The following is a 17144-nucleotide window of genomic DNA, read 5'->3' as shown; positions in this document are numbered from 1 at the left end:
GGTGCCTCAGACTCGCACGTCGGAAGAAACGCCCGCGCGGTCCTTGTTCCGATCCAGGATGGGGTCGATTTCGCCCTCAATGAATTCGACGACCTGCATGGGCGCGCGACCGACAAACTCCTTGAGATCGATGCTTGCGTGGATTTCTTCCAGTGTCATTCCGATGGCGGGGTCGCCAGCCAGGCGTTCGAGCAGGTCATTGTCCTTGCCTTCTTCCTTCACCACCGCGCCAGCCTTGTGGCTGTGGGTGCGGATGACCTCGTGGAGCTCCTGGCGATCGCCACCGCGCTTCACCCCGGCCATGATAATGTTTTCCGTGGCCATGAAGGGCAACTCGGCCCAGAGGTGCTTCTCGATGACCTTCGGATAGACCGCCGGATTCTCCATCACGTTGAGATAGAGGTTCAGCACGCCGTCCGCCGCGAGGAAGGCCTCGGGCAGGCTCAAGCGGCGGATCGCGGAGTCGTCCAGGGTGCGCTCGAACCATTGCGTCGCCGTGGTGAACTCGCTGTGCAGCGGCTGCACCATGAGGAAGCGGGAGAGGGCGCAGGCTCGCTCGCAGCGCATGGGATTACGCTTGTAGGCCATGGCGGAGCTGCCCACCTGAGTGGACTCGAAGGGCTCTTCGATTTCCTTCAGGTTTTGCAGCAGGCGCATATCCGTCGCGAACTTGTGGGTACTTTCGCCGATGCCCGCAAGTACGCGGAGCACCAGCGTGTCCACCTTGCGCGGATAGGTCTGCCCCGTGACGCCATAAGAGCTCTTGAAGCCGAGCTTCTCGGCTACGAGCTGATCGAGCTTACGCACCTTGTCGGAATCGCCGTCGAAAAGGGCCATGAAAGAGGCCTGGGTGCCCGTGGTGCCTTTTACGCCCCGGCAGCGCAACCGCGCCAGGATGTCTTCGAGATCTTCCACATCCATCGCCAGATCCTGAGCCCACAGGCACGCGCGCTTGCCCACCGTGACCACCTGCGCGGGCTGGTAATGCGTGAAGCCCAGCGTGGGGAGGTCTTTCCACTTCAGCGCGAAGACTTTCAATCGCGCCAGCACTGCCACGGCCTTCGCCAGAATGAGCTCCAACGACTCGCGGATCTGGATCAGGTCCGTATTGTCGCCCACGAAGCAACTCGTTGCGCCGAGGTGAATAATCGGTTTCGCCTTCGGGGCGATCTCGCCCAGGGCGTGAATGTGCGCCATCACATCGTGTCGTGTCTGGCGCTCGTAGGCCGCCGCCTTCGCGAAGTCGATGTCTTCCAGGTGCTCGCGCAGTTCCGCTATTTGCTCGTCGGTGATATCGAGACCCAGCGCCTGCTCCGCCTCCGCCAGCGCCAGCCAGCAGCGACGCCACGTGGAAAACTTCTTCTGGGCGCTCCAGATCTGCGCCATCTCGCGCGTGGCAAAGCGTTCCACCAGGGGGGATGTGTATACGTCGTTCATGAAAATACCTCAGTGAGGGTAAGTGTGAAAAATCACGATCCAGAATTTCACGGACAACAGCGACGGCAGCGACAACAGGAGGAAAAATGGTGATGGTGCGCTCTCGTCGGTAGGCCTTTGATCTGCCGTCCCTGTCGTCGCTGTTGTCCGTTTAACCCAGGGTCGGCTACCTCAGGCCTGCGAAGCATCCGTAGCCAGCAGGTCAAAGCCCGCGCCATTGTCCAGCGCGGCCACTGCCGTCACGGGATTCGTCCGCTCGGCGAAGACGCCTTTGCCCAGGATAAAGGCGCAGGCTTCTTCGGTGTTGGTCGCGTCGTAGACTCCGGATTGTGTCAGCGAAATCGAATTCTCTTCGTAGGTCGAGACATAGAAAAACTTGCCCGGTTCCAGCGGCATTCTGCGCACTTCGATGCCGTCGTGGCGCACCACGGCCAGCCAGGCCGATCCATCGCGCGCATCGGCCACGGCGCTGATCCGGGGCGTATTGTAGTCGTCCTTTTCAAAGTCCATTGCAAGACTTACGACGGCCAGGGCATCGCGCACCGGAAGGCCCTGGGCGATCTTCTCCGCGATGGGGTCGGTCTGTGAGCCGTTCGTCACCACGGCCACGCGCCCGTCGCACACTACCCGCACGCAGTTATAGGCGATGTAGGGATTCTTGTGGATATCTTCCTCGAAACCCGCTTTCGGCACGATGGAGACTTTGTTCGCGCCGGGTACCGCCGTGCGGTTGGGAAAAGAGCGGCTGGAAACGCGGTATACCGCCCCCAACTTGCCTTCGGGGGTCTGGACCACGCTGACGATACGACCGATATACATGAAAAAATGACTCCTCTTCGCGGGGACGGTGGGGGATAGAGCACATAGTATAACGAATTGCGGGCGGAATGGACAATCGGCAATGGACAATGAACAGTTGACAGTCGCCCGTTGTCCGTTGCCCGTTGTCCGTTGCCCGTTGTCCGTTGTCCGTTGTCCGTTGTCCGTTGTCAACTGTCAACTGTCAACTCCCACATTGCCTCGCCGCACCTCGATGTGCTTTTATAGCCCCAGCAGAAAGGCGGCCAGCGTGAACGACAGCAGTACCCTCAAACGAACCCTCGGGCCCATGGCGCTGATTATCTATGGCGTAGGCGATATCCTAGGCGCGGGAGTCTATGCCCTGACGGGGAAGGTGGCGGCGCTGGCCGGCGAGGACGCGTGGCTGGCCTTCGGGGTGGCCATGGTGGTCGCGGCGCTGACGGCCTTTTCCTACGCGGAGTTCAGCGCGCGCCATCCACACGCCGGCGGCGCGGCCTATTTCCTCACTCGGGCCACGCGCCGCCCCGAAGTGCCCGTGTTTATCGGCTGGCTCGTGCTTTGTTCGGGCATGGTCTCCATGGCGGCGGGCTGTCGTGCTTTCGCGGGTTACCTATGTACGCTGCTGCCCTTCCTGCCCAACGAAGCGGTTGTCGTCGCCTTTCTCGCCTTTACCGGCTTCGTCGCGTTCTGGGGAATCCGAGAAAGTTCGACCATGAACATCGTATGCACGATCATGACGTTGCTGGGCCTGGCCATCGTGATTGGTGCCGGGTTCGCCTATGTTATGGGCGGACATGCTCCGGTGGGCGTACCGACCAACGGGGAAGGGGTGCCGAGTCCCCGTGCGTGGCTGGGCATCGCCGCGGGGGCTGCCCTGGCCTTCTACGCCTTCATCGGCTTCGAGGATCTGGCCAATGTGGCCGAGGAGGCTAAGAGTCCGGAGCGCAATCTGCCGCTCGCCATAATCGTCGCCATGGGCGTCAGTGGACTCATCTACATGCTGGTGGCCTGGGTGGCCACGCGGATTATCCACCCCGCCATGTTGAGCGGTTCCGAGGCGCCCTTGCTCGATCTGGTGGGGGTGGCCGCGCCCGCCGTGCCCGCCGTCTTATTCACCATCTTCGCTTTGTTCGCCGTGGCGGATACCGCGCTCATCAACTGCGTCATGGGATCGCGCCTCCTCTTCGGCCTCGCCCGCGAAGGCTTGCTGCCCGCGCCGCTGGGCGCCGTGCACCCCGCGAGGCGTACGCCCCATATCGCGATCCTGTTCGTCCTTGCGCTGGTGCTGTGCCTCGCGGTAATGGGCACCATCGAAGGACTCGCGGGTACTACGGCCGCGTTGCTGCTCACCGTGTTCGCCTTTGTCCATGCCGCGCTCCTCGTGGTGAAATGGCGGGAACGCGATCACACCGGCTTCCAGACTCCGACTGTCGTGCCGGTGCTGGGGCTGGTCACCTGTCTGGTTCTCATTGGTTTTGCCCAGGGAACCTCGCTGGCGCTCGCCTGCGGGATTCTCGCGGTGGGCCTGGCGCTCGCGGCGTGGCGGGGGTGGGCGAACAGGAAGTGCAAAAAAATGCCTCGAAACTAACAACCCGTTGCGAAAGTCGCGCGAAGGCGAGAACGAGGAATCTTGCCCGAAGTCAAAGCGTGAAACCGCGGGAAATACCAGTATTTTCAAGGTTTCGCAACGCGGAATTCGGGCAAGTAGACCGTTCGCAGCCCGCGTTCGAGTTTTGCAGCGGGCTGCCAGGCCCGATACGCTTTTCCCTTCCCCCCAAAAAACAAAACCCAGAGAGGTGGCGCTCCTTGCGGAACGCCACCCCTGGGCAATGGGGGAGACACTTGGGAGGTGCCTCCTTGGAGAGCCGTTTCAACTGTGCAGGACCACAAGGATCCTGGAAGTTATCATTCATCAGTGGTCAGCCGATGGCCGCCATTCCCGTTTCACCGGTTCGGATGCGAATGCACTGTTCAAGGGGGACAACGAAGATCTTCCCATCACCGATCTTGCCGGTCTTCGAGCCGCGAATGATGGCGTCGATGGTGGGCTTCACAAAATCCTCGTTCACCGCAATCTCCAGCCGGATTTTTTTCAACAGATTCACCTCCACATCCACACCGCGGTAGGACTCGTGATAGCCGCCCTGCTGGCCGCAACCCAGAGAGTTGGTGACCGACATCTTCGTCACCCCGGCCTCATAGAGGCTCTGCTTAACCGAGTTCAATTTCTCCGGCTGGATATAGGCCACGATCAACTTCATTCGATCGAATCTTCCTCCAGTTAAGAAAACATTGGCGCGTTATTGGTTGTTGAATATCTGGAAGCCGGAATAGGCCTCCATGCCGTGCTCGCCCACATCCAGCCCGGCGATCTCCTCGTCTGACGACACCCGCAATCCCACGGTATACTTGAGCGCCAGAAACAGGATCAGCCCGGTCCCGAAGGCCCACGCGAATATCGCGGCGGCGCCGAGGGCCTGAACCCCCAACTGGTGGAGGCCGCCGCCATAAAAGAGACCCGACTCGAGGTTAAAGAGTCCGCACGATATCGTTCCCCAGAGCCCGCATACGCCGTGGACGCTGATGGCGCCCACGGGATCGTCCACCTTGAGTACCCGGTCGATATAAATGATGCTCAAAACCACCAACACGCCGCCGATGAAGCCCAGCGCTATCGCGCCCACGGGGCTCACCGAATCACAGGGAGCCGTTACCGATACCAGTCCCGCAAGAACCCCGTTCAGCGTCATGGAACCTTCGGGCTTCTTGAAAATGACCCAGGCCGTAAACATGGCGCCCAGCGCACCGGCGGCCCCGCCCATATTCGTCGTCACGGCAATGTAACCAATCATGCCGTCGCCCGTTGTCGTGCTGCCGGCGTTGAAACCGAACCACCCCAGCCACAGGATGAACACCCCCAGCGCACCAAGGGCCATGTTGTGCCCCGGGATGGCGCGGGCCTTGCCATCGGGCCCGTACTTGCCGATTCGCGGACCGATAACAATGGCCCCGGCCAGCGCCAGCCAGCCCCCCACCGAATGCACCACGCTCGAGCCGGCAAAATCCAGAAAACCCAACGATTCCAGCCAGCCCGAGGTCCCGGAAGTGTAAAGACTGTTCCAGGCCCAACTACCCGAAACGGGATAGATCACGGCGGAGATGACGAGGCTGTAAATCAGGTAGCTTATAAACCGGGTGCGTTCCGCCATGGCGCCCGAAACGATCGTGGCCGCTGTGGCGGCGAAAACGGTCTGGAAGATAAGAAAGGTGAAGGGCCACTGCGTATCAAAGGTGTCACCGTAGGGCGCGAGATCCAGCATAAAGTCCGACAGGCCGAACCATCCCGTCGTATTGCCGCCAAACATGACCCCGAAGCCCACGACGAAGAAGGCGACGGAGCCTATGCAGAAATCCATCAGATTCTTCATGATGATGTTGACCACGTTCTTCGCGCGGGTAAAGCCCGTCTCAACCATCGCGAAGCCGGCCTGCATGAAAAACACAAGAAAGGCCGCCACACAGGTCCAGACCATGTTCAGATTCGCCTGGAGTTCGTCCGCCGTCAGCGCCACGGCGCCGCCCGCGACGTCCTCCTGCGCCGACCCGTCGGGCATTGCCCCGAGCAGGCAATACGCCAGCAATACGCTGGCGAGTATCGTTCTTAGTTTTCCCATGCCCAGACTCTTTCTTTTCCCCGAACGCCACCCTGGTACGTGCCCCGGAAGTGCCGGGGTCAGACCAAATGGTGGGGGGAATCGATCTAAACTAATTACCGATACAACTATCTGGCACTTGCTGCGTTGCCGGGAACGCCTGTTGCTCCCGCACAAAAAGCGGTGGGGTGCGTACCCGAATCTCCTCGCTCAGCGAGGAGGACAACACGCAACACCGCAACGTAACAGCAAGGTGCATGCCAGTGCCGCAAAACCGGGCGTGACGCGGGTACGGGTGGGGGTGAATCGGGGAAAACTACCGGCGACCCCACGTTCCAGTGGAATTCCACCCGCTGATCCAGCCGGGACGAATGCTCGTGTATGTCGGCTTTTCACGGCAGCGTTCTCATCAGGACCACCATCCGGTAGGATTGAAGCAGGCTCCTACCCGCGCGTACGAATGAATAGCCGCGCCGGATCAATCCTGGACCGCGTAACGAATCCCTCGGCAAGCAGGCTATGTCTCTGGCCAACTCCGACAACGCCACACTCGCAACGGGGAGAGAAGCGCTTCGTTTGGGAATGAGAGCGGGGGGAAGCGCCGCCCCATCGCGCGGGAAGAAACACCTCGGAAATGCTTTACTTTCAGTCGCTTACAAGACGATCTCACTGTCGCCTGCATTTTCCCTTGACAGGATAGGAATCCGGGGCTATAATCCACTATATTTTTATTCAGTGCTTAAATTTTCAGCCAAATATTGACCCCGCCTTGGGAAGGAACTCGCAGTGATGGAGCGTCGAATCGTTCATATCGATATGGATGCCTTCTTTGCATCCGTCGAAGTCGCACGCGATCCCGCCCTCGCCGGAAAACCCCTCATCATCGGGGGAGCCTGGGAAGACCAGCGGGGCGTGGTGTCCACGGCCTCCTACGAAGCGCGAAAGTTCGGCGTCCATTCCGCCATGTCCCTGGCCCAGGCGAAAAAGTTATGTCCTGGGGGTGTCTTCATGCGGGGCAACTACGAGCACTACCGGGAAGCGTCGAGCAAGGTGAGGGCTATCCTCGAGACGGTCACGCCCGTCGTCCAGATGGCCTCCATTGATGAGGCCTACCTCGACGTGACCGGTTCCCAGCGGCTCTTCGGGGGCGATGAAGGCATCGCCGCCTATCTTAAATCGGAAATCAAAGCGCAGACGAAGCTGCCCTGCACCGTGGCCATATCGCCGAACAAACTGGTGTCCAAGGTGGCTTCGGACGAGGGCAAGCCCAACGGCTACGTCCGGGTGGCCGCCGGGGAGGAGGCTTCCTTCCTGGCGCCCCTGGCCGTCCGCAAGCTCCCCGGTGCCGGTCCCCAGACCTGCGCCGCCCTCGAGCGACTGGGTATCCGCACGCTGGGCGATCTGGCCGCCGCCAGCCTCGGCACCCTGGAGCGCGCCTTCGGCCACCAGACCGCCATCGGTCTACAGCGCCGCGCCCGGGGCATATCCACGTCGGAGGTGGAGGTGGAACGGGCCCCCAAGTCCATCAGCCGCGAGACCACCTTCCCCGAAGATGTGCTTGAGTGGCCCCAGGTGGAACAGACCCTGGCCTATCTTACGGAGCGGTGCATGTTCACCCTGCGCGAAGAGGGCCTGGAGGCAAAACGGGTCACACTGAAGGTGCGCTACAGCGATTTTGAGACGAAAACTTTTGCGCACACCCTGCCCGAGCCCACCGCGGTTGATGCGGAGGTCATTGGAGCCCTGCGCGAGCTTGTGGCGAAGGGCAAAGCCCGGCGGGCCCGTATCCGGCTTATCGGAGTGGGGCTCGACCAGCTTCGCTACAACCAGCACCAGTTGCCCCTCTTCGGGGGAAAGAACAATGAGAAATGGGAGAAGGTCCTTGAGCAGGCGGACGCCGTGCGCGGAAAACACGGCTTCAACAGCCTGCGCACAGGGAAGTCCATCGGTCTCGGCCGCGAGGTGACCCTGGCGACCCCGTCCCTGTCGCGATAACACGGAGGGCGCCGTGGCGGTCGGCCCGAAAGGGTACGGTACGGCGGCGTGGCCTCCGGCTAATGATAGAAAATAACACGAGCATCAATCAGGAGACACTGTCATGAGAAACAGCATCGCTTACATGATGATTTTCCGCAACCACGTCCGCTTTTTTGTCCGAAACCAGATCGCCGCCCGGCGTTTCGACGCCTGCGACGATATTGAGGCCCAGCCCTCCTGGCAGTGAGTGCGCACCGGACGCGCTCGTTGAAGCTATCGGTCCAGTACCGAATAGTCCACCGGCTGGTGCACCCCTTGCTCCAGGAAGCGCGCCACAATGTAGAAAAAGTCGCTCAGGCGGTTTACGAAGGCCAGGATCAGGGCCGCATCGAAGCCGGGTACGCTTTCCTTCAAGCCCACAAGGGCGCGCTCGAGTTCTCGGGCGACCGTCGCGGTGATATCGGCCTGTGCGGAAAGCAAGTTGGACGCCGAGGCGATGAAGGACCTGGGCAAGGTTATGCGTTCCTCCAGCGCCGTCTGAATCGCCTCCAGCTTATCCAGGTGCGCAGGGCCCAGATCGGCCACGCGATATTCCGGATGGGCGCATTCAGGGTCATTTACCTGGGTGCCGATAAGGAAACAGGCATGCAGCAACCAGAAAAGAGGTTCCAGCACCTCTCGCTGCTCTTCGTCGCCCTGTTCCATGACTTGAAGTCGAAGCAGGGCGGTATGCGCGCGCAAAGAGTCCAGCTTGCCGGTCGCCTCAAGGATGGGGTGGGACTTGGGGAGGCGCTGGCCGCCCAGAATGAGGGTTGTGCCGGTGTCGCCGCGCTTCGTGGTTACGGGGGATGCCATAGAGGGTACTCCTTGGGCTGATACTACGCGACGCGAATGCCCACGGGGCAGTGGTCGGAGCCGGTGACGTCCTGGAGGATGAAGGCGTCCTTCACCCGTGGCATGAAGTCCTTGTTGACCAGGTGATAGTCAATTCTCCAGCCGATGTTCTTCTCGCGGGAACGGGCGCGGTAGGACCACCAACTGTACTGGTCCGGCTCAGGATGGAAATGGCGGAAAGTGTCCACGTAACCGTGCTTCAGAAACGCGGTCATGGCGTCCCGCTCTTCAATGTAGTAGCCGGCGCTGTTCTCGTTGTCCTTCGGTCGCGCCAGGTCGATGGCCTGATGGGCGATATTCATATCCCCGCACAAAATGACATTCTTTCCCGCCTTCACCAGCTTGTTCGCCTGCTTCGCGAGGGTCTTGCAGTAGTCCAGTTTATAATCCAGCCGCGCCCGCTCCGCCTGACTGTTGGGCCAGTAGCCGTTCAAGATGGTGAACTGCTCAAACTCCAGGACTTGGACGCGCCCTTCGTCGTCAATATGATCCACCCCGGACACGCCCGTTGAAATCACGTTGATGCCATCCCGCACAAAAGCCGCCGTGCCGCTGTAGCCCTTCTTCTTCGCCGGATTAAAGTACGTCGTATAGCCTGCTGGCCGCAAAATGGACTCCTCCAGATCTCCCGGTAGCGCGCGCGATTCCTGAATGCACAGGATGTCCGGCTGAGCACGCTCGAACCACTCCATGAAGCCGTTCTTTAATACGGCGCGAAGTCCGTTTACATTCCAGGAAAGTACAGTGGTCATATCTCGAATCCTCGGGGAAGGCAGTGGGGGAGGGGTTGCCTGCGAAGCATACTGGGCGGAGGCCCGAAAATTCAATATCCAGGCTCGGCGGCCTGGAAGGAGCCCATCGGACGGATCGGACTGATCTGATCGGTCCAATCCGTCTGATCGGTCGGATCCACTTTTCATCATCGCAAGGATGGCCGCCACCATTGTACAATGAAGCCCAAGGAGCCTGACGCACTATGCCCAACCGAGCCGCCGCCGTGGCGGGCCAGTTTTATCCCGCCGCGCCCGACAAACTCCGCAGCGTCGTCGCCCGTTGCCTCGCGGATGCGGAAACGGCGCCCGCGCCGGAGTGTGTCACCGCGATTGTCGCACCCCACGCGGGCTACCCCTATTCCGGTCCCACGGCGGGTTGTGCCTTTCGCCGCATTCAGGGCATGGCGCCCCGGCGGGTCGTTTTGCTCGGCCCCTCGCACCACTATCGGTTTCGCGGGTTCTCCCTCTATACCGAAGGTGCTTTCGATACCCCACTGGGCGCCGTACCGGTGGACGGCGACTTCATGGCGAAGCTCGCCGGACAGTTCCCCAACACCTGCCCCGAGGCCCACGTTCCTGAGCACGCTCTGGAGGTGGAACTGCCCTTCCTGCAAACCGTACTTGCGCCGGGCTTCATGATCGTGCCGGTGCTCTTCGGCGACTACCCGACTCCGGAACACCACGCGCTGGCCGAATCCCTGGCGGAACACCTCGCACCGGGCGACCTCATTCTCGCCTCCACCGACCTCTCTCATTTTCTCACCGAGACCGAAGCACACCAGATCGACCGCCACTCCCTGGACACCGTCCTCGCGGGTGATCCCGAGGCCCTGACCACCGGCCTGCGCGATGGCTCCTATGCCCTCTGCGGCGGTACCGCGGTGGTGGTTGCCCTGGCCGCCGCCAATCTGCTCAGTGCAAGGTCCCGCACCGAGTGGGACTACCGCACCAGCGCCTGGGCCACCGGCGACCCCAGCCGCGTCGTGGGCTATGGTGGCCTGACGCTCGAACGCGCGGGCTGAATCCTGAGCGTATTGGACGGCGGGACCGCGACGCGCCCCAAGGGGACCGTCTCCCGCTTTCGCAACGCGGGACGATCCCGAAGGACCTGAATTGTCCATCAAGCGCCCGCCGCGTTATAGTGAGCGCGAATCGAAGCAACCAAGGGGAGACCAAATGACCATCACCGTAAACACCATTTGCCAGGCTATGGATTCCTGGGCTCCCCAATCCCTCGCATACGAATGGGACAAGGTTGGCCTGCAAATCGGCGAACCCGGCATGCCGGTGGAGCGGGTTCTCACCTGCCTCACGATTACCGCCGCCGCCGCCGCCAGGGCCGAGCAGTGGGGCGCCCAGATGATCGTGGCTCACCACCCGATTCTTTTCAGTGCCCTCAAGACCCTCCGCACGGACGATCCCCACACCCGACTATGCCTCCGCCTCGCCGCGCGCAACATCGCCTGCTTCGCCGCCCACACCAACCTCGATGTCGTCCCCGGCGGCGTGAACACCCTCCTTGCCGAAACCCTTGGCCTCCAGAAAATCATCCCCCTGGTTCCCAGCCCGAAGGCGGGCCAGGTCAAGCTTGTGACCTTCGTACCCGAGACCCACCTCGCAACGCTCCGCGAGGCCCTGTCTCAGGCGGGCGCGGGCGTCATCGGCGACTACGCGGAATGTACCTTCAGCAGCCACGGCACCGGCACCTTTCGCCCCGGAGCCGGCGCAAATCCCTTCAGCGGGCAAGTCGGCAAGCTGAACGAAGAGCCCGAGCTTCGCTTGGAGATCCTCGTCGCCAAAGCCACGCTCCCGCAGGCGCTCCAGGCGCTTCGCGCCGCCCATCCCTATGAAGAACCAGCCTGCGACATCGTTTCCCTCGAAAATCGCGACGCACGCTTTGGCCTCGGCGCCCGGGGAACCCTTGCGCGGCCCGCGACGCTTCGCGATTTCGCCGAATCCGTACGCCAGGCCCTGAAGCTGAGCCACGTGCGCATCGTCGGCGATCCCCGTCGCAAGGTCCAGCGTATCGCCGTCTGCGGTGGCGCCGGTGGGGGCGAAATTCCATCAATTCCTCGCGATATCGATGTCTATGTCACAGGCGACCTCAAGTATCACGAGGCCGATGCCGCCCAGGAACGCGGCCTCGCCCTCATCGACGCAGGTCACGACGGCACCGAGCGCAACATCGCCGCCGCCATTGCGAAGTACCTCAAGAAGGTGGTTCCCGGCCTCGAGGCGAAGGCCTTTGTCGAAACTGAGATTTTCCAGCTCGTGGCGCCCCCGCCGTAACTGAGGAAATCCGGGCGAGTTGTATTTCTATCGGATCGAAAACTTCTGTGCAACTGCCATTCCGTCTCCCCCGCGTGGGTAAATAGTTGATATCACCCTAATCAGCCATTAGGATGAAGGGTGTTCCGGTGACCGGTCGGGGGATCGGGCGCGGGACACGGAAGAGACGGATATGCGAGAGACAACCCGGGGACGTACCCGCAGCTTCACCAACTCCTTGCCCCCGCACATCCGTGCCCGGAGCGCGGTGCGATTCAACTGCGGCGGAGCCCTTTCCCGCGACCTCCTCGGCGCGATGGGTATTCTCGGCCTCGCTCTGATAATCCCAGTGCTTGCGAGGTCGGCTTCAATCGATCTGCGTGTGGTCGCTTTCGCGGGCTGGACCGCGGCCGGACTCGCGCTGTTCATTCTTTGGCGGGCTCGTTCCGGCACCCACGCCCGCACCGTGGAACTCCTGGAAAGCGTGCAGGCCCGCCGTGACCAGTTCTTCATGAGCCCGGCCATCATGCTCCTGATCTCCCCGAAAGAAGGCCGTATAGTCGACGCCAATCAGGCGGCCCTCGCGTTTTACGGCTATCCGGCGGAAAAACTCCTGGCGATGCGCATTGCCGATATCAACCTCCTCCCTGAGGAGGAAGTGCTGCGCGCCATGGCCTCCGTCGGGGAAAATCAGAGCAGACACTTCGATTTCAAACACAGACTGGCGGACGGCTCCATCCGGGATGTGGAGGTGTCAACACGCCTGACCCGCATCGCTGGCCGCCCCATGCTGAACTCCACGATTCACGATGTGAGCGCACGCCGGCTATCCGAGGTTTCGCTGAACAAAGCCCTCACGCGTTACCACACACTGCTCGAAACCGTCAGCGATGGCATCCATGTACTCAATGAGGAAGGGGAACTGGTCGAAGCAAGTTCGTCCTTCTATCGCATGCTGGGCTATGAACCGGGAGACCCCGGCCTGCGCCATATCTCGGATTGGGAATCGCGCTGGGCCCCGGGAGAGTACCGACCCCTCATGGCCGACTGGCTGGAGCGGTCCGAGTGCTTCGAAACGCGCCATCGATGCCGGGACGGGCAATCCATAGACGTGGAAATCAACCTGCGGGGGATCACCATTGAGGGGAAAAACTTCCTTTATGCGTCCTCGCGCGACATCTCCGAGCGCAGGAGAATGCTGGAGAATCTCAGTAAACTCTCCAAGACCGTCGATCAGAGTCCCGTATCCATCGTCATCACGAATGTGGCGGGGGACATCGAATATGTCAACCCCAAGTTCACGGAGATTACCGGGTACACGCCCGAGGAAGCGATTGGACAGAATCCGCGCGTACTGAAATCCGGCGACAAAGCCCCCGAGGAATACCGACAGCTCTGGGAGAACATCACCGCGGGCCACGAATGGCGCGGGGAATTCTGCAATAGGAAAAAAAGCGGTGAAGTCTACTGGGAGCGCGCGCTCATCTCCCCAATTCGGGACAGCGCAAACACCATCACCCACTTCCTGGCAATTAAAGAAGATATCACCGCGAGCAGGAGAACGGAAATGGCGCTCCGGGAGAGCGAGGCCCGCCTGCGCTCCATCACCGATGCCGCGCGCGATGCCATTCTGATGTTGACCCCGGACGGGCAGATTTCCTTCTGGAACCCCGCCGCCGAGCGCATTCTCGGATATACACGGGCCGAGGCCCTGGGCCAGGACCTCCAGTCCCTCCTGTCGCCCCGACACTACCGCGCCGACCAGGAGTTCGCACTCGCCGCCTTCCTCCAGGAGGGGCAGGGCGCACCGAGCGGCAAGGCCCTCGAACTCGAGGTGCGCCGCAATGATGGCGAGGCCATCCCGGTCCAGCTTTCTCTGTCGGGGATCCAGATGGAGGGACGTTGGCACGCCGTGGGGCTGCTCCGGGACATCACCGAGCAGAAGCGCGCGGAAGAAGCCCTCGTACTGACGAATCAAAATCTGGAAGCCGCCACCGCCCGCGCCAGTGAAATGGCGATTCGCGCGGAATCCGCCAGCGCCGCCAAGAGCGAATTCCTGGCGAATATGAGCCACGAAATCCGGACACCCATGAACGGCGTCATCGGCATGATCGGCCTCCTCATGGATACCGAACTCGATGCGGAGCAGCGGCGCTATGCCGAGATTGTCCGCGCCAGCGGGGAATCCCTGCTCAGCCTGCTTAATGATATTCTGGATTTTTCCAAAATCGAAGCCGGTCGACTCGACCTCGAAATGCTGGATTTCGACCTGCTCAGTCTGCTGGATGATTTCGCCGCCACCCTCGCCAGTCGGGCCCGCGAGAAGAAGCTGGAACTCTACTGCACGGCCGATCCGGAGGTGCCCGTGCTCCTCCGCGGAGACCCCGGTCGCCTGCGCCAGGTCCTCCACAACCTCGCCGGGAACGCCCTCAAGTTTACCGAAGCCGGCGATGTGGTCATCCGTGTTTCGAACGTGGAAGAGCGCGACGACGGCGTCACACTTCGTTTTTCGGTGCGGGATACCGGCATCGGTATCCCCGAAGAGAAGAAAGGGATACTCTTTGATAAGTTCAGCCAGGTGGACGCGTCCACCACACGGGTCTACGGCGGCACCGGGCTGGGACTCGCCATCTCGAAGCAACTGGCCGAGCTGATGGGCGGGGAAATAGGCGTGGAAAGCACCCCGGGCGTCGGCTCCACGTTCTGGTTCACCGCCCGCCTCGGCAAGCAGTCCCCGGAAGCGGCCCAGACCGCACCGCCGCCCCCCGAGCTCCGCGGCGTCCGCGCACTGATTGTCGACGACAATGAAACCAGCCGGGAGATTCTCGCCACACGCCTGCTTTCCTGGGGCATGCGCCCCGAGGCGGAAAGAAGCGGAGATCTGGCCGTGGAAGCGCTCCAGCGGGCCGCGCACAACCAGGATCCCTACCGGATCGCCGTGATCGACATGCAGATGCCCGGAATGGACGGCGCGGCCCTCGGGCGGACAATCCGAGAGGATGCGCACCTGAGCGACACCCGGATGGTCCTCCTGACTTCCCTCGGGGCCCGGGGCGACGCGCGACGTTTTCAGGAAATCGGCTTCGCCGGATACGCCACCAAGCCAATACAGCATCAGGAGTTGCGCGACGTCCTGTCCCTCGTGCTCTCCGGCGAGCCCGGTGCGGCGAGCCGCCCGATCACGACGCGCCATTCGGCCCGCGAAACGGCACTGCGATTTCAGGGCCGCAAGGCGCGCATCCTGCTCGCGGAAGACAACATCACCAACCAGCGCGTCGCTCTCGGAATCCTGAAACGCCTGGGCCTCAGCGCCGACGCCGTCGCCAATGGCGCGGAAGCGGTCCGGGCGCTCGAAACACTGCCCTACGACATTGTACTCATGGATGTGCAAATGCCCGAGATGGACGGGATCGAGGCGACCCGACAGATCCGCACCCCGGAGTCCGCAGTTCCAAACCACCAGATTCCCATTATCGCCATGACGGCCCACGCCCTTCAGGGCGACCGGGACAACTGCCTGAAAGCGGGAATGAACGACTACGTATCCAAGCCCGTATCCCCCCAGGCCCTGGCCGCCGCGTTGGAAAAATGGCTTCCGCCGGAAATTGCCGCGCGACCTGTTGGACGGTTGGAAACAAGGGCGACAAGCGCCGCAAGCCGCGTGGATGTCCAAGTCTTCGACCGAAAAGGCATGATGTCGCGCCTCATGGACGATGAAGAAATTGCGCGGAATGTGGTCAAATGCTTCCTGGAAGACATGCCGCGCCAGCTTCAAGCCCTGCGCGATAGCCTGGAAGCGGGTGAGGTCGATGGAATCCGTCGTCAGGCCCACACCATCAAAGGAGCCTCGTCGAATATCGGCGGCATGGCCCTCTGCGCCGCGGCCACCGCGGCGGAAGATGTAAACAATCTGGAAACCGCCCGAAATTGCGTCGCCGAAATAGACCGGGAATTCCAACGCCTGAAGGCCGTGCTATCGCTGGACTTTGACGGCCCGAAAGAACCAGAATGAGCCAGAACCCGACACCGAACACACGGGTGCCGGCACATCGTTTCACGAAAGCAAGTCGCCCATGCGGATACTAATCGCCGAAGATGACCTCACCTCCCGAACCGTCCTCGAGGCCGTGCTGAGAAAAGAGGGACACGAAGTCGTCGCCGTCGTGAACGGCGCCGACGCCTGGACCTTGATGCAGCAGGAAGACGCTCCATCGCTTGCCATTCTCGACTGGATGATGCCGGAAATGGACGGTCCGGAGCTGGCCCGACAGATTCGGGCCCAGTGCTCCAAGCGCAACGTTTACATCATTATGCTCACGACCAAGGGCGATAAATCCGATATCGTCGCGGCTCTCGAGGCCGGTGCCGATGACTACTTGACCAAGCCCTTCGACACTGGTGAGCTCCGCGCTCGGGTCGACGTGGGCCGCCGCACCATTGCCCTGCAGGAAGCACTCGCCGACCAGGCCGAAGAATTGCGCAAGGCCCTCGATGAGATAAAGACCCTGAGCGGCATCATCCCCATCTGCGCGACCTGCAAAAAAATTCGCGACGACAACGGCTACTGGAACCAGGTAGAGGTTTACATCCGCGACCACTCCGATGCCTCCTTTTCCCACGGCATCTGCCCGGATTGTATGGCGAAGTTCGAAGAACAACTCCGGATAGACAATCCCGACTTGAATCCAAATGAATATCGCGATACATGATGGATGCAGACCGGGCAAGAAAGCGGAGGCTGGAGATGAACTTGAGGTGCATGCGAGATGACCGACCTTTTGATTGGACGAACCAGCTACCTCCGATTCTTGTTTGACCTCGTTCTCTTGGCAAGAACAGGGCCCCGGTTACTGGCAGTCGTACTTTGCGTGGGGTGCGGTACCGCGCTGGGCGGGCTATCCTGGAGGTGGGCCAGTGAACCGCCAATAGGGCTTGTGTTGCTACCAGCGCTGGGTGTTCTGTTCGTGGCCCTCTTTATATGGGCCATCCAGCTTGGGCGCTTACGTTTGTTCTATCCATTCCCCCTTTGCCGACAGGGAAAGTGTCGCACCTATCGCGATTACACTTGGGATGTCCGAACCATTTACGGACGAGTTGGCTGGGGATGCTACGTTTACCGGTGCAGTTGTAATGACCATTACTTTCGTCGCGGCAAGCGATTCATGGAGATTATCCTGCCGGAGCATTTGAAGGAAACGTCGGGAGATATCGCCATCACGGGAGAGATCATGCGCCCGTATAAGCGGTTGACCGGATTTCGCCAGTGGGACGAAGACCGTGGCCCCGTGAAGGACGGCGACTCGTGATCGTCAGAAAGGGGGCGCCTTCGAATGGCACGTAC

The 17144-nt window shown here is 61.4% G+C and carries 13 protein-coding genes; 7 read left to right on the top strand and 6 right to left on the bottom strand.

What is annotated here, in order from left to right; translation table 11 throughout:
• Positions 1-6: 6 nt before the first annotated feature.
• A complete protein-coding gene (locus tag JNK74_19125; GenBank protein ID MBL7648295.1) occupies positions 7-1437 on the bottom strand; it encodes an adenylosuccinate lyase in 1431 nt (476 codons plus the stop codon).
• Between the two features lie 171 nt (positions 1438-1608).
• A complete protein-coding gene (locus tag JNK74_19120; GenBank protein ID MBL7648294.1) occupies positions 1609-2256 on the bottom strand; it encodes an IMP cyclohydrolase in 648 nt (215 codons plus the stop codon).
• Between the two features lie 250 nt (positions 2257-2506).
• Between JNK74_19120 and JNK74_19115 the strand changes: the two genes are divergently transcribed.
• Positions 2507-3826, top strand: coding sequence for an amino acid permease (locus JNK74_19115; protein MBL7648293.1), 1320 nt, complete (start codon positions 2507-2509; stop codon positions 3824-3826).
• A 331-nt stretch (positions 3827-4157) separates the two neighbouring features.
• Here JNK74_19115 and JNK74_19110 read toward each other — a convergent pair whose 3' ends face one another.
• Together JNK74_19110 and JNK74_19105 are read right to left on the bottom strand one after the other, a co-directional pair.
• Positions 4158-4499, bottom strand: coding sequence for a P-II family nitrogen regulator (locus tag JNK74_19110; protein ID MBL7648292.1), 342 nt, complete (start codon positions 4497-4499; stop codon positions 4158-4160).
• A 39-nt stretch (positions 4500-4538) separates the two neighbouring features.
• Positions 4539-5852, bottom strand: a complete 1314-nt coding sequence (locus tag JNK74_19105) for an ammonium transporter (GenBank protein MBL7648291.1) — start codon at positions 5850-5852, stop codon at positions 4539-4541.
• Positions 5853-6680: 828 nt separating this feature from the next.
• On the opposite strand from JNK74_19105, the gene dinB reads away from it, so the two are divergent.
• The gene (gene dinB, locus JNK74_19100) at positions 6681-7886 is read left to right on the top strand and encodes a DNA polymerase IV (GenBank protein MBL7648290.1); all 1206 of its coding nucleotides are present in this window, start codon (positions 6681-6683) and stop codon (positions 7884-7886) included.
• A 255-nt stretch (positions 7887-8141) separates the two neighbouring features.
• On the opposite strand, the gene JNK74_19095 is transcribed toward dinB, so the two are convergent.
• Together JNK74_19095 and xth are read right to left on the bottom strand one after the other, a co-directional pair.
• Positions 8142-8723: an ATP:cob(I)alamin adenosyltransferase gene (locus JNK74_19095; GenBank protein MBL7648289.1), complete on the bottom strand. Its 582-nt coding sequence runs from the start codon at positions 8721-8723 to the stop codon at positions 8142-8144.
• A 23-nt stretch (positions 8724-8746) separates the two neighbouring features.
• Positions 8747-9514, bottom strand: a complete 768-nt coding sequence (xth, locus tag JNK74_19090) for an exodeoxyribonuclease III (GenBank protein MBL7648288.1) — start codon at positions 9512-9514, stop codon at positions 8747-8749.
• A 224-nt stretch (positions 9515-9738) separates the two neighbouring features.
• On the opposite strand from xth, the gene amrB reads away from it, so the two are divergent.
• The 5 genes from amrB (at position 9739) to JNK74_19065 (ending at position 17109) form a co-directional block, all read left to right on the top strand.
• Entirely contained in the window at positions 9739-10557 is an 819-nt protein-coding gene (gene amrB, locus JNK74_19085) for an AmmeMemoRadiSam system protein B (GenBank protein ID MBL7648287.1), read from the top strand.
• A gap of 154 nt (positions 10558-10711) precedes the next feature.
• A complete protein-coding gene (locus tag JNK74_19080; GenBank protein MBL7648286.1) occupies positions 10712-11824 on the top strand; it encodes a Nif3-like dinuclear metal center hexameric protein in 1113 nt (370 codons plus the stop codon).
• A 172-nt stretch (positions 11825-11996) separates the two neighbouring features.
• Positions 11997-15815, top strand: coding sequence for a PAS domain S-box protein (locus tag JNK74_19075; GenBank protein ID MBL7648285.1), 3819 nt, complete (start codon positions 11997-11999; stop codon positions 15813-15815).
• Positions 15816-15876: 61 nt separating this feature from the next.
• Entirely contained in the window at positions 15877-16512 is a 636-nt protein-coding gene (locus JNK74_19070) for a response regulator transcription factor (protein ID MBL7648284.1), read from the top strand.
• A 453-nt stretch (positions 16513-16965) separates the two neighbouring features.
• Positions 16966-17109, top strand: a complete 144-nt coding sequence (locus tag JNK74_19065) for a hypothetical protein (protein MBL7648283.1) — start codon at positions 16966-16968, stop codon at positions 17107-17109.
• The last annotated feature ends 35 nt before the right edge of the window (positions 17110-17144 follow it).

This window comes from Candidatus Hydrogenedentota bacterium, assembly GCA_016791475.1.
GTDB lineage: Bacteria > Hydrogenedentota > Hydrogenedentia > Hydrogenedentales > JAEUWI01 > JAEUWI01.
This window is presented reverse-complemented; position numbering and strand designations above follow the sequence as displayed.

Excerpts from the sequence above, each read along its gene's own strand:
- JNK74_19125 (MBL7648295.1), bottom strand. The coding sequence starts at position 1,437 with ATGAACGACGTATACACATCCCCCCTGGTGGAACGCTTTGCCACGCGC.
- JNK74_19120 (MBL7648294.1), bottom strand. The coding sequence starts at position 2,256 with ATGTATATCGGTCGTATCGTCAGCGTGGTCCAGACCCCCGAAGGCAAG.
- JNK74_19110 (MBL7648292.1), bottom strand. The coding sequence starts at position 4,499 with ATGAAGTTGATCGTGGCCTATATCCAGCCGGAGAAATTGAACTCGGTT.
- JNK74_19105 (MBL7648291.1), bottom strand. The coding sequence starts at position 5,852 with ATGCCCGACGGGTCGGCGCAGGAGGACGTCGCGGGCGGCGCCGTGGCG.
- dinB (MBL7648290.1), top strand. The coding sequence starts at position 6,681 with ATGGAGCGTCGAATCGTTCATATCGATATGGATGCCTTCTTTGCATCC.
- JNK74_19095 (MBL7648289.1), bottom strand. The coding sequence starts at position 8,723 with ATGGCATCCCCCGTAACCACGAAGCGCGGCGACACCGGCACAACCCTC.
- xth (MBL7648288.1), bottom strand. The coding sequence starts at position 9,514 with ATGACCACTGTACTTTCCTGGAATGTAAACGGACTTCGCGCCGTATTA.
- amrB (MBL7648287.1), top strand. The coding sequence starts at position 9,739 with ATGCCCAACCGAGCCGCCGCCGTGGCGGGCCAGTTTTATCCCGCCGCG.
- JNK74_19080 (MBL7648286.1), top strand. The coding sequence starts at position 10,712 with ATGACCATCACCGTAAACACCATTTGCCAGGCTATGGATTCCTGGGCT.
- JNK74_19075 (MBL7648285.1), top strand. The coding sequence starts at position 11,997 with ATGCGAGAGACAACCCGGGGACGTACCCGCAGCTTCACCAACTCCTTG.
- JNK74_19070 (MBL7648284.1), top strand. The coding sequence starts at position 15,877 with ATGCGGATACTAATCGCCGAAGATGACCTCACCTCCCGAACCGTCCTC.
- JNK74_19065 (MBL7648283.1), top strand. The coding sequence starts at position 16,966 with ATGGAGATTATCCTGCCGGAGCATTTGAAGGAAACGTCGGGAGATATC.